Source organism: Mycobacterium montefiorense (assembly GCF_025823255.1).
Taxonomy (GTDB): domain Bacteria; phylum Actinomycetota; class Actinomycetes; order Mycobacteriales; family Mycobacteriaceae; genus Mycobacterium; species Mycobacterium montefiorense.
The window spans coordinates 73,525-96,958 of record NZ_JACKVL010000009.1 but is presented as its reverse complement, the minus strand read 5'-3'; the positions used below and the strand labels follow the sequence as shown (position 1 = coordinate 96,958).

Annotated in this window: 19 protein-coding genes and 2 pseudogenes; 3 read left to right on the top strand and 18 right to left on the bottom strand. The window is 66.2% G+C overall.

What is annotated here, in order from left to right; translation table 11 throughout:
- Nucleotides 1-158: 158 nt before the first annotated feature.
- Together H7K34_RS08090 and H7K34_RS08085 are read right to left on the bottom strand one after the other, a co-directional pair.
- Nucleotides 159-1,544, bottom strand: a complete 1,386-nt coding sequence (locus H7K34_RS08090; protein ID WP_264061351.1) for a glutamate decarboxylase — start codon at nucleotides 1,542-1,544, stop codon at nucleotides 159-161.
- A gap of 21 nt (nucleotides 1,545-1,565) precedes the next feature.
- Complete coding sequence (locus H7K34_RS08085; RefSeq protein ID WP_264061575.1) at nucleotides 1,566-2,987, bottom strand: NAD(P)H-hydrate dehydratase; 1,422 nt, start codon at nucleotides 2,985-2,987, stop codon at nucleotides 1,566-1,568.
- 122 nt (nucleotides 2,988-3,109) lie between these two features.
- Between H7K34_RS08085 and H7K34_RS26880 the strand changes: the two are divergent.
- Nucleotides 3,110-3,301, top strand: a pseudogene (locus H7K34_RS26880) (class I SAM-dependent methyltransferase); the annotation flags it as partial.
- Nucleotides 3,302-3,576: 275 nt separating this feature from the next.
- Here the strand turns inward: H7K34_RS26880 and H7K34_RS08075 are convergent.
- The 5 genes from H7K34_RS08075 to glmS all read right to left on the bottom strand — a co-directional run bounded on the left by H7K34_RS08075 (nucleotide 3,577) and on the right by glmS (nucleotide 10,026).
- Complete coding sequence (locus H7K34_RS08075; protein ID WP_264061573.1) at nucleotides 3,577-5,469, bottom strand: alpha/beta hydrolase family protein; 1,893 nt, start codon at nucleotides 5,467-5,469, stop codon at nucleotides 3,577-3,579.
- A 68-nt stretch (nucleotides 5,470-5,537) separates the two neighbouring features.
- Nucleotides 5,538-6,239 (bottom strand): rhomboid-like protein, encoded by a 702-nt coding sequence (locus H7K34_RS08070; protein ID WP_264061572.1) that lies wholly within the window; start codon nucleotides 6,237-6,239, stop codon nucleotides 5,538-5,540.
- 38 nt (nucleotides 6,240-6,277) lie between these two features.
- Nucleotides 6,278-7,105: a DUF4436 domain-containing protein gene (locus H7K34_RS08065; protein ID WP_264061349.1), complete on the bottom strand. Its 828-nt coding sequence runs from the start codon at nucleotides 7,103-7,105 to the stop codon at nucleotides 6,278-6,280.
- Nucleotides 7,106-7,298: 193 nt separating this feature from the next.
- Nucleotides 7,299-8,168, bottom strand: a complete 870-nt coding sequence (locus H7K34_RS08060) for a DUF4436 domain-containing protein (protein WP_264061348.1) — start codon at nucleotides 8,166-8,168, stop codon at nucleotides 7,299-7,301.
- Nucleotides 8,161-10,026, bottom strand: coding sequence for a glutamine--fructose-6-phosphate transaminase (isomerizing) (gene glmS, locus H7K34_RS08055; RefSeq protein ID WP_264061346.1), 1,866 nt, complete (start codon nucleotides 10,024-10,026; stop codon nucleotides 8,161-8,163). Before glmS ends, H7K34_RS08060 begins: the two co-directional genes overlap by 8 nt.
- Before the next feature lie 242 nt (nucleotides 10,027-10,268).
- On the opposite strand from glmS, the gene H7K34_RS08050 reads away from it, so the two are divergent.
- A complete protein-coding gene (locus tag H7K34_RS08050) occupies nucleotides 10,269-11,108 on the top strand; it encodes a dienelactone hydrolase family protein (RefSeq protein WP_264061344.1) in 840 nt (279 codons plus the stop codon).
- A gap of 5 nt (nucleotides 11,109-11,113) precedes the next feature.
- Here H7K34_RS08050 and H7K34_RS08045 read toward each other — a convergent pair whose 3' ends face one another.
- Together H7K34_RS08045 and H7K34_RS08040 are read right to left on the bottom strand one after the other, a co-directional pair.
- Nucleotides 11,114-11,692, bottom strand: coding sequence for a zeta toxin family protein (locus H7K34_RS08045; protein ID WP_264061343.1), 579 nt, complete (start codon nucleotides 11,690-11,692; stop codon nucleotides 11,114-11,116).
- Nucleotides 11,689-12,117 carry a ParD-like family protein gene (locus H7K34_RS08040; RefSeq protein WP_264061342.1) on the bottom strand — a complete coding sequence of 143 codons (429 nt, stop codon included), beginning with the start codon at nucleotides 12,115-12,117 and terminating at the stop codon, nucleotides 11,689-11,691. The genes H7K34_RS08045 and H7K34_RS08040 overlap by 4 nt, the downstream gene beginning before the upstream one ends.
- A 117-nt stretch (nucleotides 12,118-12,234) precedes the next feature.
- On the opposite strand from H7K34_RS08040, the gene H7K34_RS08035 reads away from it, so the two are divergent.
- Entirely contained in the window at nucleotides 12,235-13,278 is a 1,044-nt protein-coding gene (locus H7K34_RS08035) for an LLM class F420-dependent oxidoreductase (protein WP_264061341.1), read from the top strand.
- Nucleotides 13,279-13,282: 4 nt separating this feature from the next.
- On the opposite strand, the gene H7K34_RS08030 is transcribed toward H7K34_RS08035, so the two are convergent.
- The 9 genes and pseudogenes from H7K34_RS08030 to eccCa form a co-directional block, all read right to left on the bottom strand.
- Nucleotides 13,283-14,653 carry a hypothetical protein gene (locus H7K34_RS08030; protein ID WP_264061340.1) on the bottom strand — a complete coding sequence of 457 codons (1,371 nt, stop codon included), beginning with the start codon at nucleotides 14,651-14,653 and terminating at the stop codon, nucleotides 13,283-13,285.
- A gap of 3 nt (nucleotides 14,654-14,656) precedes the next feature.
- Nucleotides 14,657-14,974, bottom strand: coding sequence for a type VII secretion target (locus H7K34_RS08025; protein WP_264061339.1), 318 nt, complete (start codon nucleotides 14,972-14,974; stop codon nucleotides 14,657-14,659).
- A 47-nt stretch (nucleotides 14,975-15,021) separates the two neighbouring features.
- Entirely contained in the window at nucleotides 15,022-16,359 is a 1,338-nt protein-coding gene (gene glmM, locus H7K34_RS08020; protein WP_264061338.1) for a phosphoglucosamine mutase, read from the bottom strand.
- Nucleotides 16,360-16,506: 147 nt separating this feature from the next.
- Complete coding sequence (gene rpsI, locus H7K34_RS08015; RefSeq protein ID WP_443677702.1) at nucleotides 16,507-17,004, bottom strand: 30S ribosomal protein S9; 498 nt, start codon at nucleotides 17,002-17,004, stop codon at nucleotides 16,507-16,509.
- Nucleotides 17,005-17,054: 50 nt separating this feature from the next.
- Complete coding sequence (gene rplM / locus H7K34_RS08010) at nucleotides 17,055-17,498, bottom strand: 50S ribosomal protein L13 (RefSeq protein ID WP_264061336.1); 444 nt, start codon at nucleotides 17,496-17,498, stop codon at nucleotides 17,055-17,057.
- A gap of 221 nt (nucleotides 17,499-17,719) precedes the next feature.
- Nucleotides 17,720-18,014: pseudogene (locus H7K34_RS08005) on the bottom strand (WXG100 family type VII secretion target).
- A 12-nt stretch (nucleotides 18,015-18,026) separates the two neighbouring features.
- Nucleotides 18,027-18,344, bottom strand: a complete 318-nt coding sequence (locus tag H7K34_RS08000; protein WP_264061571.1) for a WXG100 family type VII secretion target — start codon at nucleotides 18,342-18,344, stop codon at nucleotides 18,027-18,029.
- Between the two features lie 91 nt (nucleotides 18,345-18,435).
- Nucleotides 18,436-19,680: a type VII secretion-associated protein gene (locus H7K34_RS07995; protein ID WP_264061335.1), complete on the bottom strand. Its 1,245-nt coding sequence runs from the start codon at nucleotides 19,678-19,680 to the stop codon at nucleotides 18,436-18,438.
- Entirely contained in the window at nucleotides 19,677-23,363 is a 3,687-nt protein-coding gene (gene eccCa / locus H7K34_RS07990; protein WP_264061334.1) for a type VII secretion protein EccCa, read from the bottom strand. The genes H7K34_RS07995 and eccCa overlap by 4 nt, the downstream gene beginning before the upstream one ends.
- Between the last annotated feature and the right edge of the window lie 71 nt (nucleotides 23,364-23,434).

Sequence of the window (23,434 nt, the reverse complement as noted above, 5' to 3'; positions counted from 1 at the left end):
CTCTCTAAGTTCGGTGGATTCCGCCCCAGTCGCGGCCGTCCCCGGCCAATTAACCCGCTGGCCCGCGTCCTTGCCTTCGCTGACCTCGCCGCTCACGCCCGCCTCCTGTCGTCCCGCAGTACGGAACTGGCTATACCCAAGAGTCTGCGCTCACAAAGCTAGTGCGCGAAATGTTCGTTGCTGTAGTGCCCGCCCGGTTTCAGCTTGTCCAGCGAGGCCAGGGCGGTGCGGGCGTCGTCGTGCAGCGCTCGGGCCAAGTCGGCGGACAGACCCTCGCGCACCACGATGCGCAGCACCGATACGTCCGTCGCGTTGTCGGGCATCGTGTAGGCGGGCACCTGCCAGCCGTAGCCGCGCAGCTCGTGGGAGACGTCGAACTCGGTGTATCCGCGGTCGCGAGCGAGCCGGAAGCTGACCACCGGGATCGACGAACCGTCCGAGATCAGCTCGCAATGGTCGCCGACGCGCAGCTGCTCGGCCAGCCAGCGCGCGGTCGACGACAGCGTCTGCATGACCTGGGTGTAGCCCTCACGGCCCAGCCGCAGGAAGTTGTAATACTGGCCGACCACTTGGTTGCCGGGGCGGGAGAAGTTCAGCGTGAACGTCGGCATGTCGCCGCCCAGGTAGTTCACGTGGAACACCAGGTCCTCGGGCAGGTACTCGTTGCTGCGCCAGACGACGAACCCGACACCCGGGTAGGTCAGCCCGTACTTGTGGCCGCTGACGTTGATGGACACCACCCGGGGCAGCCGGAAGTCCCATTTGAGCTCGGGGTGCAGAAACGGCACCACGAATCCGCCGCTGGCCGCGTCGACGTGCACCGGAACGTCCACGCCGCTGCCGGCCGCCAGCTTGTCCAACGCCGCGCAGATCTCGGCGACGGGTTCGAGCTCGCCGGTGTAGGTGGTGCCCAGGATCGCCACCACGCCGATGGTGTCCTCGTCGACGGCGTCGAGGACCTGCTCGGGCGTGATCACGTAGCGCCCCTCCTCCATCGGCAGGTAGCGCGGTTCGACGTCGAAGTAGCGGCAGAACTTCTCCCAGACCACCTGGACGTTGGAGCCCATCACCAGGTTCGGGGTGCGGCCCTTCCAGTCTTTGCCGACCTTCTCGCGCCAGCGCCATTTCATCGCGAGCCCGCCCAGCATCACCGCTTCGCTGGACCCGATGGTGGATACCCCGGTCGCGCTGGACGGGTCGTCGTCGCGCAGGCCCTCGGCGTGAAAGAGGTCGGCCACCATGCACACGCAGCGCTGCTCGATGGCCGCGGTCGCGGGGTACTCGTCCTTGTCGATCATGTTCTTGTCGAAGGTCTCGGCCATCAGTCGCCCGGCCTGGGGATCCATCCAGGTGGTGACGAAGGTGGCCAGGTTCAGCCGCGAGCTGCCGTCGAGCATCAGCTCGTCGTGGATGAAGCGGTAGGCGGCATCCGGATCCATCGATTCCTCCGGCAGCCGCAGCGCGGGTACCGGTGCGGTGAACAGCCGGCCGGTGTAAGCCGGGGCGATCGAGTGCCCGGGAACGGATGGATGGCTGCCGGTCATGGCGGATCCTCTCGTGAGCTGTTAAAGGGAGGCTAGGGCGGCGCGGATGTGGCCGGCGATTCGTGACGCCGAGGTGGGTGCCTCGCCCGGGCCCGGGTCGGCGGCCGAGAGCGCGGCGGCGTGGGCGTGAACGAACGCGCCGGCAGCGGCGGCCTCGGCCGGCGGTAGTCCCGCCGCCAGCAGCGCGCCGATCATTCCCGACAGCACGTCGCCCGACCCGGCGGTCGCCGCCCAGGACTGCCCAGCCGGATTCAGGTAGACCGGGCCACCGGGGTCCGCGATGACGGTGACATTTCCCTTGAGCAGCACGGTGGCGCCGAACGTGTCGGCGAGCTTGCGGCAGGCCGAGATCCGGTCGTCGCCGGGCGCGGCGCCCGCCAGCCGGGCGAATTCACCGGCGTGCGGTGTCAGCAGTGTCGGCGCCCGGCGGTTGGCCACCAGGTCGGGGTGCGCGGCCAGGATGGTCAGCCCGTCGGCGTCCACCAGCACGGGCAGGTCGGTGCCCAGCGCGAACCACAACGCGGCGGCACCCGCCTCATCGGTGCCCAGCCCCGGACCGACAACCCACGCCTGCACCCGGCCGGCCGCCGCAGGGGTGGGCGTCGCGATGACCTCGGGCCATACCGCGAGCACCTGGCTGTGCGCGCTGCCCGCGTAACGGACCATGCCCGAGGTGGCCGCTACCGCGGCGCCGGTGCACAGCACGGCGGCGCCCGGATACGTCGACGAGCCGGCCAGGATGCCGGTCACCCCCTGCGTGTACTTGTCGTCGTGCGCACCCGGAACCGGCCAGCGGGCCGCGACGTCGCCGGCCTGGAAACCCAGCACGTCGGTTTCGGCGAGATCCAGCCCGATATCGACCATCGTGATGTCGCCGCAGTCGGCGAGCGCGTGTACGGGCTTGAGGCCGCCGAACGTGACGGTCGACACGGCGTGCACCGCGGGGCCGCTGATCGCGCCGGTCGCCGCGTCGATACCGCTGGGGAGGTCGACGGCGACCACCGGGATTCCCTGCGCATCGACAGCCGCGAATACCTCAGCCGCCGCCGGCCGCAGCGGACCGGAGCCGGAGATGCCGACCACGCCGTCGATGACGAGATCGGTTGTCGGCGAGACGCTCTCCACGATGCGGCCGCCGCCCTTCCGGAAGGCTGCCAGTCCCTTGGGGTGGATGCGGTCCGGACTGAGCAATATCGCGTCCGCCGCCGCGCCGCGGCGCAGCAGGAAAGCGGCCGCCCACAGTGCGTCACCACCGTTGTCGCCCGACCCGACGACCGCACACACCCGGCGGCCCGCGACCCCGCCGGTGCGGGTCCTCAGCTCACCGATGATCTCGGTGGCCAGCCCGAAGGCGGCGCGCTTCATCAGGGCGCCATCGGGCAGGCTGGCCAGCAGCGGTGCTTCGGCGTCGCGGATCGCATCTACGGAGTAGTAATGCCGCATCGAATTCAGCATTCCATGCTCATCTGTGTTTGCGCACAGCACGCGTCAAGGAGCCGTCCGTACATTCGGCTGTAGCGGCAAATGGAGGGACGATGACGCGGACGGACGACGACACCTGAGACCTGGCAAATGGCGTGGGAGCCACCGCAACCGGCGTCGCGGTGGGACGCGCGCTGGCCGGCCGTGCGCCCAACCCACTGATCCACGACCCGTTTGCCGAACCGCTGGTGCGCGCGGTCGGCGTGAACTCCTTCACCCGGCTGGCCGGCGGCGAGCTGGATCCCGCCACGGTCGACGACAACGGCGACTCCGGGATGGTGGGCCTGGGCGCCATGATGGCCGACCGGATCCGGGTAGTCACCGAGCAGTGGCGCGAGCACGGCTTCGACATCGAGATGACGGATCTCTGGTATGCCGGCGACCGCAACGACGTGGTCGACTACCTGAGCTCGCACGGCTGGACGACATTCGCCGCCACGGTGCCGGAATTGGCTGCGAATTACGGTCTTTCGCTGCCGCCCAGGCCCGCCGGGCCGGTCGACAAGGAAGAGACGCTGTCGGCGATGCACTACGTCACCGCCACGCGAAGCTAAGCGTTGCCGACTTCGCGCACCGCGCGAGACGGCGGCGAAACGGCGCTGGCGTCGAATGCCACGGTCAGCCACTCGCTCATCGCCGTGGCCAGCGCCGCGCGGTTCTCGCGCTTGACGATCTCATGTCCGTCGTCGCTGAACAGCAGGTAGTGAACGCGGCGACCAACGTTGCGCAGCGCCTCGACGATCTGTTCCGATTCGCTGACCGGCACATTGGTGTCATGGGCCCCGTGCACCACCAACAACGGGGCCACCAACGCATCGACCCGCCGCAACGGCGACAACTGCTCGAGTAGTTCGCGGTCGCCAATGGGGTGGCCGTACTCGGGATAAGAGGAGTCCGCGATCCACGGTTCGGTGTTGCGATAGAACGTGCTCAGGTCACTCATTCCGCAAATGCTGATTCCTGCTGCGAACAATGCGGGATGAAACGTCAGCGCCGCCTGTGTCAGGTAGCCGCCGTATGACCAGCCCGCGCAGGCAACGCGGCGCGGGTCGGCGAGGCCGCTGTCCACCAGGAATCGCACGCAGTCGGCGACGTCATCGATGGCGGCGAACCGCTTTTCCTTGTCGTCGGCGTGGACGAAAGTCCTTCCAAAACCCCCGGAGCCGCGGACATTCGGTGCAAGCACGCTGAACCCGTCGTTGACCAGTTGCGCAAAGATGTCGTTGTAACCGGGCCGGGCCTGACCCTCGGGACCGCCGTGCAGGAACACGACCGCGCCCGCCGGAGCGCTGGCTTCCATCGGGCGATACAGCCAGGCATTCAGGCTCAGCCCGTCGCGCGCCGTAATCGATTGCGACTGGGCGAAGATACCGGGGATCTCCGCGCCGCGGTCGCGTTCGGTGTCGACGACTTCCCATTCGCGCGAACGCGGGTCCACCAATTCAACGATTCGCGGCAGGGCGGGTCCCTCGACGGTCATCGCGACCATCGAGCCACCGGCACTGATCGACAGCTCGCGCGCGAGGGGCCCGGGCAATCCAATGGGCGCTGTCAGCGTGTAATCGGAGTATTCCAGAATCTGTAATTCGCTGCGGCCCTGCAGGTTCCACAGTAGCGCGACGGTGGACAGGTCGTCGCTGACGGCGAACTCGGCGAGATCGCAGTCCGGACGCTCGGCCACTACGGAGTATTTGACGCCGTCCAGCGTGACGGTCACTTCCAGCAGGCGGGCGTGCTCGCAGCCATGGTCACTGCGGATCAGTGCCCGTACGTATCCGTCCGCGCCGACACCCGGGTTGTACAGCTTCGTCTGCTCGCCGGTGAGTCCGTAGCGCAGCCGACGGGGCTGGTGGTCGTCCAGAATGATCCCGTCCGCGGTCGTGGATCCGGGATCGGAAGGCAGCAAGGCGATTTCGGTCTCTCCGAACAGCATGATCATTTCGTGGTAGCCACGCGGGCCGACCCGAATCAGTGCCGCCCCGGCCCAGGCGTCGACCAGCCGGCCGCCGGATCGGCTGTCCAGCACGATGTGGCGACCGTCTGCCGGATCGATCAGGCAGGACCGCCCGACCCCGTCCTCACCGGTCAGGATCGCCGCCACCAGGGTGCCGTCCCACGCGATCAGCTCAGCGGTCCCGGCCTCTTGGTCGTCGATGCGCCGGGCCATTCGATCATCGGGATCGGTGGTGACCAACCAGATTTGGCTGCGAGATCCGCTCCCGTCCGGCGTCACCTCACATGCCAGCCACTGGCCGTCCGCGGAGTGGATGACGCGAGAGACCGGACCCTCGACCGGGAGCTCAACATTGCGCGAAGAGCTGGCCCGCCAACCGCGCAAAAAGCGTTGCACCGCGCGGGGATAGCCGCCGTCGTCGACGATGTGGGCGAACGCGGTTGCATCCGGGGACAGTGACGCGCCGTAGACCTCGCGCACCTGTCCCATCGTTTCAGCCTTCCGAGTCGCGTCACCGGTCAGCGCGTAGCGTGCCACCGAGCACTTCGCCGTGCAAATTACCCGTAACGGTATCGCCGGAAAGCGGCCCTGACCCGCGCCGGACTCCATGGCTGATCCTGCTTGGCGCGGGCCATCGGATAGAAGCAGAGTCCGATGAGGATCGACGTGAAGTGACCTATCGCGGTGAAGTTGATGCCGTGCCGGCTCATCGTGATCAGCGGGAAGCCGAAGATGACGAGCAGCACGCCGAGATAAAGCCAGCGCCACGGTCGCACGATGCGATAAGTCAGCACGGCCATAATGCCGGCAAGGAAATAGCTGACCCCGATATCGCGCGAGAGCACCAGCCGTTCGGATGCGTCGTGTTCCTCGATCGCGAAGTACAGGATGCCTTCGCTGATATACGTCGCAAGGATGTGACTGGTCAATCCGACGACGAGCCAATTGAGGTGGCCGAGCCAGTGTTCAACCGGCGCGAGAAACAGGGTGAACAGCAGCAGATAGGGCTCCAGGCTTTTGCCGTCGATCCACAGCAGGCTGGAAAACAGCACCGCGAGCGGATCGGTTCCCAACTCGTGAATGTTGGTGGAGCGGTGCAGTAAAACCGAGTGCAATTGCCGCCCGGACAGCTGGTTTTGGACGATCGTCGTAGCCATCAGGACCAACAGCCAGCCGTAGGTTAACGGTGCACCGCTGACAAAATGCCAGACCGCGAGCGCCAGGCTCCGCAGTCTCGCCTGCACCGATCCATCCGCCACGGCGTCAACTTTCGCATGCCCGGTCGTTTCGGCAGACTTTATGCCGAATTTTCCGGTTCGGGTCTTAGGTGCCGCCACCAGCAATAGACGTAGAGCAGCATCGACATCACCAAGGTGACGATGACCCACAGCGTGATTGTGACGTCAACCCACGATCCGATCGGGGGTGCGTCGGGCAGCGCATTTCGCAGCGGTATCACCGCGAACAGCATTGCCGCATACCACGTTGTCATCGGCGGCTGGAATTTTCGACGGTTGCGCGCCGTCTGAATGGCGACGAAGGAAGCAGCCCCGGCGAGCGCGAGCATCACCACGATGACGACGGCCGCGAACGCCGCAATGCTGGGCGACCGCCGCAGTTCCACTCGGTACGGCGACTGCGGGCTGCCGGCGCCGGCCACGGCAAGTGCCCAGCCGGAAACGCGGTCGACGAATTTGACCGGCACCTGTTCGGGTCGCTGGGAGCCATAGATCAGGTCAACCGTGATTGGCCCGGACTGAAAAGCATCGAACGGCCACTGCGAGGGGTCACCACTGATGGTCAGCGGGACGGGGTACTCGCCGGGCAGCATTCCTTTTGTCCAGGAGCGCTTGCTCGGTGTGACGGCGGAGTGGACCACGACAGCGAGGTCTGCGTTCAGACCACGGGTTACCGGATCCACCAGCCCGGGCCCGGGGGTGATAGTGACGTTGGCGTGCAGCGCGCCCTGCATCGATTGAAGTTCGAGGAAGTCGATCGTCACCGTGGTCCCGTCGGCCGCCGGTGCGCCCTGGGTGAGTTGAAGCGGGCAGCCGCAACCGGATCTGGCGTAGAGCGCGATCGTGGTGATGTACGCGGCAACGAAAAAGACCACCAGGCCAAGCATCGAAACTTTCGTCAGACGATTGCCCCCAGCGACGCCGCGCGACGACAAGATTGCCTCCCCGTTGACTGGGTTGCCTGAGATGCGAGCCCGGCCACAGATAGTAAACCCGTGCTACGCGCCATTGCCAGAAGCTAAGTCGGCTTGTGCGCGTGTTCTCTCACGGTTCGCCACCAGCAATCCGATCGCGGCCCTGCTACTCGAGAGCGGCGGGCTGTTCGGGTTCGGGCCGCAGATGCCGCCACCAGCACGAGATATAGAGCCCCATCGAGATCACCAGGACGACGATCACCCAGAGCACGATCGTGATGTCGATCCAGCTTCCGAATGGAGGCGCGTCGGGCAGCGCATTTCGCAGCGGCACCACCGCGAACAGCATGGCCGCGTACCACGTCGTCATCGGTGGCTGGAATTGCCGTCGATCCCGCACCGTTTGCACCGCGACGAACGCGCCGAAGGCTGCAAGTGCGATCAGCACGGCGAGGATGACGACCCCGAACGCCACGGTGCTCGGCGCCCGCATCACGTCCACTTGATAGGGGCTGACCAGATCGGCTTCGTCGAGGCGATTCACCTCGATATCCCAGCCCAGGATGCGGTCGACCAAGGTGACCGTCGCCGCCAGCCGCAGGTTCGACGAGCCGGACAAGAGTTCGGCGACGATGGGCCCCGAATGGTATTCGTCGAAGGGCCATTCCGCGACTTCGCCGGCCACCGCCAGCGATACGCGAAACACGTCGGGCAGTGTGCCTTTCGGCCATGTGCGCTTGCTGGCCGTCACCGCGGAGGTGACCGCGATGGTGAGGTCTTCCTTGAGGCTGTGGGTTTGCGGGTCCAGCATCGAGGGTCCGGGCGCAACGCTGACGTCGGCGATAAGCAGACTGTTGTTCGTCTGAACTTCTTGCACATCGATGGTCACCTTGGGAACATCGGGCGCCGTGAAACCGCGAACCGCCACATTGCGGTGGCCCATACCGCTGCCGATGTAGAGCGCGATCGAGACGACATAGGCCGCAACGAGCAGCACGACACCGGCGATGCCGAGTCTCGAGCGCCGGCTATTCAACTGTGACCGACTTCGCCAGGTTTCGCGGTTTGTCGACGTCGTAGCCGCGCGCCTGGGCCACCGCCGCGGCGAACACCTGAAGCGGGATGGTCGACAGTAGAGGCTGCAGAAGTGTTGATACCGAAGGGATTTCGATCAAGTAGTCTGCGTAGGGCCGCACCGTGTCGTCAGCCTCTTCGGCAATCACGATGGTCACCGCACCGCGGGTCTGAATCTCGCGGATGTTGGACATCAGCTTGGCGTGCAGCGTGGCCGATCCCTTGGGCGAGGGCATGACGACGATGACCGGCAGGTCGTCCTCGATCAGGGCGATCGGGCCGTGCTTGAGCTCGCCGGCGGCAAAACCCTCGGCGTGCATGTAGGCCAGTTCCTTGAGCTTCAGCGCGCCTTCCAGCGCCACTGGGTAGCCGACATGGCGACCCAGGAACAGCACCGTCGAGGATTGGGCGAAGCGTTGAGCCAGCGCGGATACCGGCCCGATCGTCGCGAGCACCCGGGACACCAAATCCGGCATCGCTTCCAGCTCACGGTATTCGCGCTCGACCTCGTCGGGGTACTTGGTGCCGCGGGCCTGCGCCAGCGCCAGGCCGACCAGGTAGTTGGCGGTGATCTGAGCCAGGAAGGTCTTCGTCGAGGCCACACCGATCTCCGGCCCGGCGCGGGTGTAGAGCACCGCGTCGCACTCGCGCGGGATCTGCGAGCCGTTGGTGTTGCAGATCGCCAGCACCTTGGCCTTCTGCGCCTTGGCGTGCCGGACCGCTTCCAGCGTGTCCGCGGTTTCACCGGACTGCGAGATGGCCACCACCAGCGTGCTGCGGTCCAAAACCGGGTCCCGGTACCGGAATTCGCTGGCCAGCTCGACTTCCACCGGCAAGCGCGTCCAGTGCTCGATCGCATACTTCGCCAGCAGCCCGGAGTGATACGCGGTGCCGCAGGCGACCACGAATACCTTGTCGACCTCGCGCAGTTCCTGATCGGAGAGCCGTTGCTCATCGAGCACGATGCGGCCGTTCACGAAATGGCCGAGCAGAGTGTCAGCGACCGCGACAGGTTGCTCGGCGATCTCCTTGAGCATGAAGTACTCGTAGCCACCCTTTTCGGCGGCGGCCAAGTCCCAATCGATATGGAACTCGCGATATTCGACGTCTTCGTTGCCGTCGAAGTCGGTGATCCGGTAGCCGTCCGCGGTGAGCACCACGCATTGGTCCTGGCCGAGCTCGACGGCGTTGCGGGTGTGCGGAATGAACGCGGCGACGTCGGAGCCGACGAACATCTCACCGTCACCGACACCGACCACCAGCGGGGTCGACCGTCGGGCCGCCACGATGGTGCCCGGCTCGTCGGCGTTGGCGAACACCAGAGTGAAGTGGCCCTCGAGCCAGCGCAGCGCCGCCAGCACCGACGCGGCGAAGTCGCCGGCCGTCTCACCCTCGCGATACGCGCGGGCGACCATGTGCACGGCGACCTCGGTGTCGGTGTCACTGGCGAATTCGACGCCGGCCGATTCCAGCTCCTGACGCAGGGTCGCGAAGTTCTCGATGATGCCGTTGTGGACGACGGCGATCTTGCCGGCGGCATCGCGGTGCGGGTGGGCGTTGCGGTCGGTCGGACGGCCGTGGGTGGCCCAGCGGGTGTGGCCCAGGCCGGTGGTGCCGCGCAGGTGCTCCGGCGACATCTCGGCTACCGCTTTGTCCAGGTTTTCCAGCCGGCCGGCGCGACGGCGCACGGTCAGTTTGCCGTCGCCATCGACGAGCGCGATGCCCGACGAGTCGTAGCCGCGGTACTCCATGCGGCGCAGTGCGTCCATGACGACTTGGCAGGCAGGGGCCTGCCCCACGTAGCCGACAATTCCGCACATCATGACCAGGGTAGTGCAGATGGAGATTCAGCCCGGCCTGTGGCGAGGCGATCAGGCGCTAAACCCCTGGTCAAACCGCATCGAGTGGGCGCTCTAGGCGGTTTTTCACCCGCCGGCGCAAGGCCGGACCTGCCGGCCTTGTCCGGGAACCCCAACGCCCCGACAGGCCGGTCGGCCCGCGGCAGCGGTACTCGGACGGCGTCACATGGACGCATCGGACCCATCCCCGCTAACGTCAACGGGTGGCCCGCACCCGCAAGCTCGTCGCCGTCCTCAGCCGCCGTGGCCCGCACCGGGTTTTGCGTGGTGACCTGGCTTTTGCCGGTTTGCCAGGCGTGGTCTACACCCCCGAATCGGGGCTGAACCTTCCCGGCATCGCCTTCGGTCACGATTGGCTCACCGGCACGGCCCGTTATGCGGGTCTGCTTGAGCATCTCGCGTCGTGGGGCATCGTGGCCGGCGCTCCCGACACCGAGCGGGGCCTGGCGCCTTCGGTGCTCAATGCGGCTTCCGATCTCGGCACCGCCCTCGACATCGTGGCCGGTGTACGCCTTGGGCCGGGCAACATCAGCGTGCACCCCGCCAAGCTCGGGGTGGTGGGCCATGGTTTCGGGGCCTCGGCCGCCGTATTCGCGGCGGCCGGAATGCCGACCACACTGGCGGCGGTGGCCGCGGTGTTCCCGGCCGTCACCGCTCCCCCGGCCGAACAGCCGGCAACGTCGCTGAAGGTGCCCGGCTTGATCCTCGCCGCACCGGGAGACTCAAAGACGTTGAACGCCAACGCGCTGGCGCTCTCTGGCGCGTGGACTTCGGCCACGCTGCGCATCGTCAGCAAGGCCGAACCCAGGGGGTTGGGCGAGGGCCGGCGACTGGCATCGGTGTTCGGGTTACCCAACTCCGACCGCCGCACCCAGCGGTCGGTTCGTGCCCTGCTGACCGGATATCTGCTCGCTACGCTGGCCGGCGACAAAACGTATCGCGACTTCGCCGATCCAGATGTAGTACTGCCCAAGACGATTCCGGTCGATCTCGAGGAGCCACCCGTCGCGCTCGAAGAGAAGATCGTCGCGCTGCTGAAGTAGCGCGCCTATGCGGGCCAGCGCGACGTCAAAGTGCTTGGCGTCCACGCTGGCCAAGTAGGCGCGCCGACAAGCTGGCCAACGCTCATCTCAGCGACGATGCGAGGTCCTTTGAGTGCGCTGTTGTCATAGAGGGTCGCGGAGTCGCACCGGGTGATCGCGGTGGCGACCAATGGCCAAAGGCGTTGGTACCGCTGACGAATCTTGTCCTCGGGCACCTGGTGCCCGCCCGCCGCGACTCGGTGCTTCACCCGCTCGACGGCCAGCTCTTCGGGAACGAGCAGTCCGTGCAGAACGATGGTGTAGGACGCCGCGTGTGCGCTGTCGATCAGCTCGAGTTTGGACGGGTGGGAGAACACCGTTTCGGCGATGAACGATCGGTGCAGCTCAATGAGCCTCGCCCTGGTGTCGGCGGCTACCCGGGCGGCCTCATAGGAATGCGCGGCCGAGTCGCTGGGCCACCGTTGCCTGGCTATCTCGTCGGCATTGACAAAAACGCTTTTCGGTAGCAGCCGAGCGAGGGTGAGTTCGACGAAGGTCGATTTGCCGGCTCCGTTCGGGCCGACGACCAGGTCGAGCCGGTTCATCGGGCCCCGGCGTTCACCTTCTTGCGTCGTTTGGGTCGCGGCTTGGAACTCAACACCACCGACTCACCATCGGGCCGGTATTCGACGATCTCGCCGGCCTGGTTAAGGGCCACAGTGGTGACACCACGCTTGGCCAAGAGCTCCCCGTAGTGGGATTCGTTGAGGTTTTCTTGGATCGCCGCGGAGATTTCGGCGTTGAAGACGACGCCTTCTTCGATACTCAGCTCGCCCAGTTCCAGGTCCCCGGCCAGTGCCGCCTCAACCCGGCGACGTGCAGCGGAGTGCTGGCTCGATACTGAGCGCCCGACCCGGGCCCAGTGGTCGAGTTGCTGCTTGGCCGAACGGCTCTGCCGCGCCCCCTCAGCCGCGGCGCTGTCGACCAGGTCAGCGGCGAAGCGGGTCACCCGACCAGCGCTGTCAGCCATTCCTCCTCCATCTGTAGCAATATGTAACAAGTGTAGCAAACCGCTACATACGGCCCTGAACTCCAGACAGGGCACCACACAGCCACGCGTCACACTCGCCGTGATTAAGTGGCGTTCATGCGAATCGGTATCGCCCTGGACTATTCGGGCGGCTTCCACGAAGCCGTCGACCGCATCGTCGAACTCGAGAAGTCCGGGATCGACATCGCCGTGGTGGCCGAGGCATATTCCTACGACGCCATCAGCCAGCTCGGCTATCTGGCCGCCAAGACCAACACCGTCGAATTGGCCACTGGCGTCGTTCCCATCTACATCCGCACGCCGTCGCTGCTGGCGATGACCGCTGCGGGCCTGGATTTCGTGTCGGGCGGCCGATTCCGGCTGGGCATCGGAACGTCGGGGCCTCAGGTGATGGAGGGGTTTCACGGCGTCGAGTTCGACGCCCCGATCGGCCGCACCCGCGAGGTCGTGGAGATCTGCCGGAAGGTGTGGCGCCGGGAGCGGGTCCAATACGACGGCAAGTACTACCAGCTGCCACTACCCGCGGATCGCGGTACCGGTTTGGGTAAACCGCTGCAGCTGATCAATCACCCTGTGCGCGAACGTATTCCGATTACGATCGCCTCGCTTGGCCCGAAGAACGTCGAGCTCACCGCCGAGATCGCCGAGGGCTGGCAGCCGGTCTTCTACCTTCCGGAGAAGGCCAGCACCGTCTGGGGCGAAGCGCTGGCCGCCGGGACCGCCAAACGGGATCCGGCGTTGGGGCCGCTGGACATCATGGTGCACGCGTCGACGGCGATCGGTGACAACGTCGAGGATCGGCTGGCCTGGGTTAAGCCGCAGCTGGGCCTCTACATCGGTGGCATGGGCGCCAAGGGAGGCAATTTCTATCACAACCTCGCGACGCGCTACGGCTACGGAGAGGTTGCGGACAAGATCCAAGAGCTGTACCTGTCTGGCCGCAAGAGTGAGGCCATCGACCTGGTGCCCGACGAGCTGGTGCGCGGGATGTCGCTGATCGGCCCACGCGGTTTCATCAAAGAACGCATCGCCGCCTTCGCCGAGGCGGGCGTCACGACGCTGTTGGTGAGCCCCGCGGCGGCCGACCCGAAAGAGGCCGTGCGCTTCGTCGAAGAAGTACTCGAGCTGCGCGGCGCCTAAGACGTCACTGCCCCGCCTGCGGAACCTGGTCTGCGGCAATCTCACACGGCGTTGACCCCTCGGCCGCCGGCGCCGGCGCGGCGGCGGGAGCGGGCGTGACCGCCGGGGCAGCTGCGTCGGCGGGCGGTGCAGCGTTGGCGGGCGGCGGACCGTCAACCGGCAGGGGTGGCGTGTCGGCAGGCGGCGCAGCGCCGACAGGCTGAGACTGCACGGCTTCCTTTGGCTCATCAGTCTTTTCAGCGTCGGCAGCATCACGCTCATCGTCGGCGCCGTGATGGCGGTCGTCGGGGTGAAACGGATCGTCATCGGAGCTGTCTTCGCCGAAGGGATCTTTGCCCGCCGGATCGTCAAGCCCCGCCGAATCGCCAAACCCGTCGGTCACCGAACCCAGCAGACCGCTCATTGCATCGACAATCTGGCTGGCCAGCCCGCCGAGTCCACCAAGTCCGCCCAGGCCGCCGGCTCCCGTCGGCAAGGCCGAAGCATCTCCGGGCGCGGACGCCAAGTCGGACAGCGGTGGCGCACCGGGCGTCGACGGCGCAGCCGGGATGGAAGCCGGCGGCGCGGGCATTGGGCCCGCCGCGACGCCGGGAAGCGCAGCGGCCGGTTGCGTCGCCGCCGAAGCCGTCGACGGCGCCCAAGCAACTGACGGCGCCCCAGGCCGGGACGGTTGCCAACCCGGTCCGAGGTCGCCGGGCATGTCGAAGTACGCCACGGGAGCGGTAGCCATCCGGTCGTTCACCATGTCGTAGGCAGTCCCGAACGCGGCGAGCGATGAGCGCATGGCCGCCAACCAATCGTTGCGAATATCATTGTCCACGTGAGGTTTTATCTGCTCCTGGACGATCTGATCGGCCGTCGACCGCTCACCCGCCCCGGCCGTCACCACCGCCGCGGCGGCCAACCACGTCGACCGCTGCGCCTGGTTGCGATCGTCGATCGCGATGGCGGTACCGACCTTCGAGTCGAGCAGATGCCACAGGTTGTCGCGTAGCGATTCGCACCGCTGCGCGGCCGCCCGCACCTCGGTGGCGACGAGGTTCGCGGCATCGCAATGGCGTTGCAAGAACGCGACGGCGGCGTCGCTGCCCATCCCGGTCCATGCTGCAGTCAGATCGGCAACCTGGGCATGCTGAATCCGCAGGCCTTCTGAGGCCACGGCGGCCGCCGCCCGCAGTTGCGCGCAGTCGCGGTCGAGGACGTGAAGGTCCAGGCCGTCCTCACTGTCGAGCCAGTCACGAATCTGGCTCGGGTGTGACGTCAGGTCCGGATGCTCGTATCCCATTGTGTGGCAAGCCCGTACGTAGGCCTGGGTGTGCTCGACGGCAACCCTGCCCTCGGCGAGGCGCTCGGCGACGTCCAGCCGGTCAGCCACAGCTCAGGCGATTCGCGCCGCGGCATACAGCTCGGCATCGGCATAACGCTGCGCGCCGGACCGCAGCGCGACGGCGATCGCGACCGAAGCCCGCGACCACTGCGACAACTGCGCCGTCAGTCGCTCCAGCTCGGCGCGTAACGCATCGCCGCGTGCGGTGTAAGCCCGCCCGGCCGTGGCTCCGCTAAAAGCCAACGCCGCCAGGTGATCACAGACAGCGCTGTCGATCAGTTCGGCGGCGGCCCGCAATTGGTCGGCAATCCGATGCACCGCCGCGACGTCGATTCCGGTGCGGTCAAAAGAAGCGTGTGGTATTCCCATGCCTAATCCGACGCCGGACACCCCGCCGGGGTTCCCGCCTGAATGGATTAGCGCGCAGCGCTGACCGCTTCGGCGACGCGAGTCGCCACCCGCTGCGCGATGTCTTCTTCGGGCGCTTCCACCATGACCCGAATCATCGGCTCAGTTCCCGAGGGGCGCAACAGGATTCGACCGGTATCGCCGAGTTCGGCCGCTGCCTCGTCGACCGCGCTGCGTACCGAGGGCGCGGCGGCCGCCGTGGCCTTGTCGGCGACCTCGACGTTGATCAGCACCTGTGGGAACGACTGCATCGGCGCGGCCAGGTCGGCCAGCGATGAGCCGGTCTGCACCATGCGGGTCATCAAGCAGAGCCCGGTGACGATGCCGTCGCCGGTGGAACCATGCGCGGGCATCACGATGTGGCCGGATTGCTCACCGCCCAGGCTGTACTCGCCGGAGCGCAGCTCCTCTAAGACGTAGCGGTCGCCGACCCCGGTGGTGCGGACCGTGACCCCCGCCTCGCGCATGGCCTGATGCAGCCCGAGGTTGCTCATCACGGTGGTGACCAACGTGTTGGAAGCCAGGTCGCCGGCTTCCTGCATCGCCAGCGCGAGCACGACCATGATGGCATCGCCGTCGACGAGCTCGCCGCTGGCGTCGATGGCCAGGCACCGGTCGGCGTCGCCGTCGTGCGCGAGGCCCAGGTCGGCACGGTTCGCGAGCACCGCCGAGCGCAGCGGGCCCAGGTGCGTCGATCCGCAGCCGTCGTTGATGTTGAGGCCGTTGGGCTCGGCGTTGATCGCGATGACCCGGGCGCCGGCGGCCCGGTAGGCGCGCGGTGCGGCCGACGATGCCGCGCCGTGGGCGCAGTCGACGACCACGGTCAGGCCGTCGAGCGGCTGGGTGCTGGCCTTGCCGACGTGGCGCAGGTAGCGATCGGCGGCGTCCTCGGCGTCGATAACGCGACCGAGCCCGGCGCCGACGGGACGCAATCCCGGACCGGCCGCGACGAGTTGTTCGATCTGATCCTCGGTGTCGTCGTCCAGCTTGCGGCCGCCGGGCCCGAAGATTTTGATGCCGTTATCGGGCATCGGATTGTGCGACGCGGAGATCATCACGCCGAAGTCGGCGTCATAAGCGCCGGTCAGATAGGCCACCGCGGGGGTGGGCAGGATCCCGACCCGCAGCGCGTCAACACCCTGGCTGGTCAGGCCGGCGATCACCGCGGCTTCCAGCATCTCGCCGCTGGCCCGCGGATCGCGGCCAATCACGGCAACGTGTCGCCCCGGCTTTCCCGGCCCGGCCAGGCGCCGCGCCGCGGCGGTGCCCAAGGCCAGAGCCAGCTCGGCGGTCAACTCGCGATTCGCGACCCCACGCACACCGTCGGTGCCGAATAGTCGACCCATCGCACAAACCTCTCACAGTGATGTCATGCGCACAAAGCGCACTTACTTTTGTGACCGCAACCGCGCACGTTTACGCGACGACACGCCGAAGACGGCGGACATAAGTCGCACAAAGATACGCGGTCGCGGCCAGAAAGTGATCGCTGATCAGCGCTTGCTGTACTGAGGTGCCTTACGGGCCTTCTTGAGGCCGTACTTCTTGCGCTCGGTGGCACGCGGGTCACGGGTAAGGAATCCGGCCTTCTTCAGCGGAGGCCGGTCCTCGGGCTGGACCAGGATCAGCGCCCGGGCGATACCCAGACGCAGCGCACCGGCCTGCCCCGACGGGCCACCGCCGTGCAGCAGCGCGTAGACGTCGAAGGTCTCCACCCGGTCGACGGTGACCAGCGGAGCCTTGATCAGCTGCTGGTGCACCTTGTTGGGGAAATAGGCCTCCAAGCTGCGGCCGTTGAGGTCGAACTTGCCGGTGCCGGGCACCAGGCGCACCCGCACCACGGCCTCCTTGCGGCGGCCGACGGTCTGGATGGGCCGATCGAGCACGACCGGCGCGCTGGGCTGGGCCGCAGCTGCCTCCGCAGCGGGCTCGGCCGCAGTCTCGACAGCGGCCTCAGCCGGGGTCTCGGCCGGGGCCTCCTCGGTGGTCACCTCGACGACCACTTCGGCGACCGCTTCGGTCGTTTCGTCGTTGGTTTCGGTCACTGGGCCACCTGCTTGATCTCGAAAGGAGCCGGCTGTTGGGCGGCATGCGGGTGCTGCGGGCCGGCGTAGACGTGGAGTTTTTTCTGGATCTGACGGCTGAGCTTGTTGTGCGGAAGCATGCCGACGATCGCGTTCTCGACGACGCGGGTGGGGTGCTTTTCCAGCAGCACGCCGATCGTGCGCTTACGCAGACCGCCGGGATACCCCGAGTGGCTGTAGGCCAGCTTGTTCTTCAGTTTGTCGCCGGACAGGGCGACCTTTTCGGCGTTGATGACGATGACGAAATCGCCGCCATCGACATTGGGTGCGAACGTCGGCTTGTGCTTACCGCGCAACAGGGTGGCTGCCGCGACGGCAAGGCGGCCAAGCACTACGTCCGTGGCGTCGATGACGTACCACGACCTCGTGGTGTCACCCGCCTTTGGCGCGTAGGTGGGCACAGCGCTTACCTTCTTCTCTCGGGTGGATCCCGGTTCGAGCCGGGTGCCGGTCAGGCGTCCACGGTTGGGGTTTGGTCTCGGCGACCGACATTGACCCGAGTCCCCGGCGTACCGCACGCCAACCGAGCAGCTTACCGACCCATATCCCCGCAGGTCAAAATGACTGTGTGGTCCCGCCGACTCTCCTTCCGCCGGGACCACACAGGGGCTCGTGGTTGCGGCTATCTTGCCCAGACACCGGCTGCCCGGCGATCGGCGCGCCACCTCGTCGGCGCCATCGCGGACCGCGTGTCCCAAATCGATCAGGATCTCGTTCAACGCGGTGGCCGCCTGGTGCCACTTGAGCTGTTCGGCCTGGTACGCGGCTGCCGCTTCGCGGGTCCAGAGCTGCTGCAACGGGGCGATCTGAGACCTCAGCTCATCAAGCGCGGCGTTGAGACGCGCCGACGTGTTGTGGATCTCCTGGCGCACCAAATGTTCGATTTCGCCGAAGTTATAGGACAGCACGGGGTCCACAGGAACGTCCTCTCACAGATCTGCGCCGGCGGCGCCGATGTGGTGTGCATGGTTCTGGCCGGCCTCCTGAAGCGTGGCCTCGTTGTGCCGAATCGTTTCGGCGATCTGGTGCAGCACGTGGTAGAGCCGCAACGACTCGGCGTTCCAGCGATCCACCACGTCCTTGAATCGGGCAGCGGCAAGCCCACCCCACACCGACGGCGGCACACTGCTCATGCGGCCCATGAATGCCTGCAACATCGCCCGGATCTCTTCGTTGCGGGCGTCCGTCGTGCCTGCGACCGAACGCATCAGATCAAAGTCGGTGCTGAGCGTGTTCGCACCGTGCAGCGTAGTCACCCTTCTCCTTCCTTCCTGATACCAAGTACGACCACGCCCGACCCCATTCGGTTCCGTCCGATTTTCGGTGCGTTCCCGATACTCATCCGATCGCGTGCGCGGACCGCACGGCCTGCTCACAAGGGACACGGACGGCCTCCTCGCCAGCAGGCCGGCTCTGGCATCCGACGCTGATCCGAACCGATCCATCAACCACGACCGTCCATCGCACCTGATGACTGCTGCGAACTTCGCGATATGTCACCGCGGGCCGGCCGGCGCTTACTCCGGACGGATTGAAGTCCACAAACACACCGCCGGGTTCGGTATCGATCGCACGTTTCAATCGCGCGGCGGTGGCGCTGAGCGTCTCATCGGGAATCCGCGACTGTGTGATGTGCAGCGCCACTTCAGGATCTGACGGCGAACTCACCTGCACCCGCGCCGAACCCGGCCCCACGACCACGCGCTCTGTCCGCCAATTCGCCGGCACCGTCAGCGCAACTCGGCCTTCCACGAGAAATGTCGTCGGCGCCGCCTCCAGGGGCGGGATGGCACGCCGACCGCCCGCGGCCATCGCCGGCCCCGTCGCGGCCAGCACGATGGCAGCGGCTACCAACCCAGCACGTATCCGGACGCGTGATCGCACGTGAGAAGCATCGACAACGGATGGCGGCAATCGCGCCTCACCCTTGGGCTTGGCAAGCATCGAGGCCGTTAGCCGTGACAGCCCGGCGTCATCGATCGCCACTACAGAATGACCATTTCGGCGCACTCGACCGGCGATCAACTGCGCAAGCGCTCGCGCTCCGTCAACCGCGCCGGGGGCATCGATCAGAATGGACGATGCTGTACCACTTTCTATTTCGCCGATCAGGCGCGAAATATTCTCGGCAAGAGCGTCCTGGTCTGCTGCGCGCGGCACCGCAACGACATCGTCAATTGAGATCGCCACCAACCGCTCAGCGATCTCCACAACCGGCACTTCCGGCTGTGCATTGGCTACCTGCCTGAGCAACCACGACCGCGGGCGCAGCTGAACATCTCCGGGCAGGGTTGCTGCCGCCGCGTCAACTACGCCGACCCGCGACGACGGCCACCACGACGGGTACACCACCTGAATTGCCCTGTGCACGTGCGATTTCCCGCAGTCCAACAACCGCAGCACAACGGGCCACAACGAATCGACATCTACCGGCCGCCCATCCACCAACGCCACTTGATCGTCGATTGCCTCTAGTGCCGCGCGAAATACCTCGGACATGTCGTCCGCGACTCTTCCGGTACCGCAACATAACCGACGGATCGTCACCGGGCCTATCGCGACTAGGGTGCGGTGCGCGTTCACGGCGCCGGGCTCCAGCCCACCTGGATTACCTGTTCGTCGCCGGCCTGACTGACCAAGACGCCACGCCCCGCGGGCAACCGCTCCGGACGGCCCGAACCCACCAGGCAGCCGTCATCCGGACGCGCACTCATCATCAGTCCTACGCAGCCGATCTCACGCAGGCTCGCCAGCACTGGCTCGAAGAGGCCGCGGGCCGCGCCCCCGCTGCGCCGCGCCACGACTAGGTGCAAACCCAGATCGCGGGCGTACGGCAAGTATTCGAGCACGGATAGCAGCGGGTTTCCTGACGGCGTAGCGACCAGGTCGTAGTCGTCGACCACGAGGTAAACGTCTGGACCTGACCACCAAGACCTGGCCAGCAGCTGTGCCTGAGTCACGTCTGAGGGAGGCATCCGCCGTTGCAGCTCATCGTGCAGATCCAGCATCAGCGATTTGAGCGCAGTCGGTGACATGGCGTAGCCGCCGAGATGTTCTGACTCCACGACACCGAGCAGGGTGCGCCGATAGTCGACGATCAGTATTTGCGCCTGCGCAGCCGTCTTCGTCCGAACAATTTCGCGGCACAAGGTGCGCAACGTGGTGGTCTTCCCACATTCGTTGTCGCCGAGAACCAACAGATGCGAATTCCGCTCGAAATCGACTGCGACCGGATGCAGTCGACGCTCCTCGAGACCGAGGAGCATTTGTGGCTCGCCTTCGCCGCCCGCCTGGTCGACGACGACCCGGTGGTCGATATGCGTGGGCAGCAGCAGTATCGGCGGGGCGGCTAACTCATCGTCACGACATCGCAGCTCGCTTAGGTCAATAGGCAGGGAGATGGCCATCTGCAGTCCGTCGCGGGATAGACCGCGGCCGGGTCGGTCGCGGGGGACCTCGTTGGCACGTTTGCGGTCAAGCTCTGAATCAGCGGGATCGCCCAACCGCAACTCGATGCGGGTGCCGATCTGATCCTTTAGTGACGGTCTGATCTCTGCCCAGCGCGAAGCCGAAAGCACCACGTGCACTCCGAACGAAAGCCCTTGGGCCGCAATGGCAGCAATCACTTCCTCAACCTCTCCGAACTCGTGGCGCAGGCTCGCCCAGCCGTCGATGACCAGAAAGACGTCACCGATCTGGCTTCCGTCGCGCAGTTCGCAACCGAGGGCCTCCCGGGAGTGCACGATGGACTCGATCTCGGTGATCATGCGGCCGACGAGCTGCGGCTCGGCCCGGCCCGCGACCGCACCCACGTGCGGCAATTCGCGTAGCGACGCCAGCGTTCCGCCACCGAAGTCCAGACAGTAGATCTGCACCCGATCCGGATCATGAGCGGCAGCCAACGCGGTGATCAACGTCCGCAGCGCTGTCGACTTGCCCGTTTGAGGTGCACCCACGATCGCGACATTGCCTGCAGCGCCGGATACGTCGACCACCAACGGTGTCCGGCACTGCTCGAACGGGCGATCAACAATGCCGATCGGTACCGCCAGAGGAGCCGGTACCGCATCGCGCAACAGACTCTGCAGTGGTGGGGCCAGGCCCAGCGGGGGCAGCCAGACGCGGTGCGCGGGCGGCCCGTGTCCGGACAGGCGGTCCAGCACGGTCCGCAGAATCGTCGGGGCGGCCAACCCATCCGGCTCGTCGGCGCGCGTGATCGGTCCGACGGCCTGGGCGGTGAACATCCGCACCGCTGCCGGCGTGTTGTGGTGTGCTGGTACGCCGGCAGGAGCCGCTCTTTCTGCCTCAAGCGGTCCCGACACGAACGCGGTTTGGAACCGAATCAACTCGCCGCTACCGGAACGCAGCAGGCCCGCCCCGGGCGTGTTCGGCAGCTCGTAGGCGTCGGGCGTTCCCAGCACGATTCGCGATTCGCTCGCGGACAAAGTCTTCAAGCTCATCCGATAAGACAGGTGTGCTTCCAGCCCGCGCAGCCGGCCCTCGTCGAGCCGCTGGCTAGCGAGCAATAGATGCATGCCCAGTGATCTGCCCAGTCGACCGATCGCGACGAACATGTCTGCGAAATCGGGATGCTGGCTGAGCAGTTCGGAAAACTCGTCGACGATGATGAACAACGCTGGCAAGGCGGTCAATTGCGTGCCGGCCGTGCGAGCTTGCTCGTATGCGGCCACGCTGGCGCAGCGCGCCGTCCGCAACAACTGTTGCCGACGGTTCATCTCACCGGCCAGTGCGTCTCGCATCCGCGCTACCAGCGGCGCTTCGTCCGAGAGATTGGTGATGACCGCGCAGACATGCGGCGCGTGCGTCAAATCGAGAAATGTTGCCCCGCCTTTGAAGTCAATGAGGAGTAGGTTCAGTACTTCCGGGGAGTTTCGCGCCATCATGCCAAGTGCAACGGTGCGCAGCAGCTCCGACTTGCCCGACCCGGTTGCGCCCACACAAAGCCCGTGTGGCCCCATGCCATTTTCGGCGGCCTCCTTGATATCCAGCTCGAGAGGCATTCCGTCGACCGTGTGCCCAATCGGCGCACAAAGTCGATCGCGACGGTCTTGACTGCGCCACAACGTGATTGGGCTAGAATGGGCAGCACCGAGTCCGACTAGGCCCAGCCAGCCTTTACCGCCATCGGATTCAGACGCCGCGCCGGCCCGGTAACCGGCAAGCCGGCGTGCGCATATCTGGGCGTCCAGCGGATCCATCTTGTCGGGGTGCGCCAACTCGCGAACCGTGTCGCCGTGCGTGATCGTCATCGGGGAGCCGCTGCGGCACGGGACGGACTCGAGCACCGTGAGCGCGCCGACGCTATCAAAGTCGACGCGCCCCGGTAGGTCGCATACCACCACCACCCGCGGCGGCAGTCCGCCACCGGCCAGCGCGGTCTGCGCCTCCCCCGCGCTGTGATACACCATGCGGGCGGACCCTAACGAGTCGCTGGCAGCCGGATGTTGATTGTGCGGCAACCACTTCAACCAATCCCAGTGTGCCCGATTCTGGCTCTCGATCACGCCGACGATCAGCAATTGATCCGGAGGGTGTAGCACGGCCAGCTGGCAAATCATGGCGCGCAACAGTCCGCGGACCTCGGCAGCATCGCCATTGACTGTCACGGATAGCGTTGCACTGAGATCAATCGCAATTGGCACATCCGCGATCGTCGCGTGTGTGTGGATAAACCGATGCGCAGCCGCGACGGTGACTGGATCCGAACGCTCCTCGGTGCAGATTTCGGGTCCCACCAGCCGGGTCGAAAGTTCCTGACTGCCGACCCCGATACGAACCCGACAGAAGTCGGCGTCGGTCGTTCGTCGCTCCCACATCCGCGGGCCGCCTATCAATGTCCACAGGGCAGCGGGATCGGGGTGCGTCCAGTCAAGTGATGCACGCTGTGCCACAGCGGTTTCAGTAACCAGCACACGCAGGCGACCCAGGTAGCCCAGGTAGTCGACTCGGTCGGCGCTGATCTCGCCGCTGCGCCGGCGGCCACCTTGGGTGATCGCGGTCAGCACCATCGAAACCAGCATCATCATCGGGAACACTAAAAATGCGGGGTTGCGGGTCACGGCCGAGCCGGACAGGAAGATCACCGCCGTGGCCCCCAAGGTCGCGATCGACATGCCAACTGGCAGCATGCGCACCAACAGATTTGGAGGGGAACCCGGCAGCTGAGGCGGCGCGGCAACGATGATGTCTGCGGTCGCGACTTGCAATGGCAGCTGCCGCGCGGCAGGCACGAACCTCTGAGTCATCCCGGGCCCTCCCAGCGTGCGACGACGCTAAACGGCGACGTAATCGTCCGCAACTCACCTGTGGACAGGCG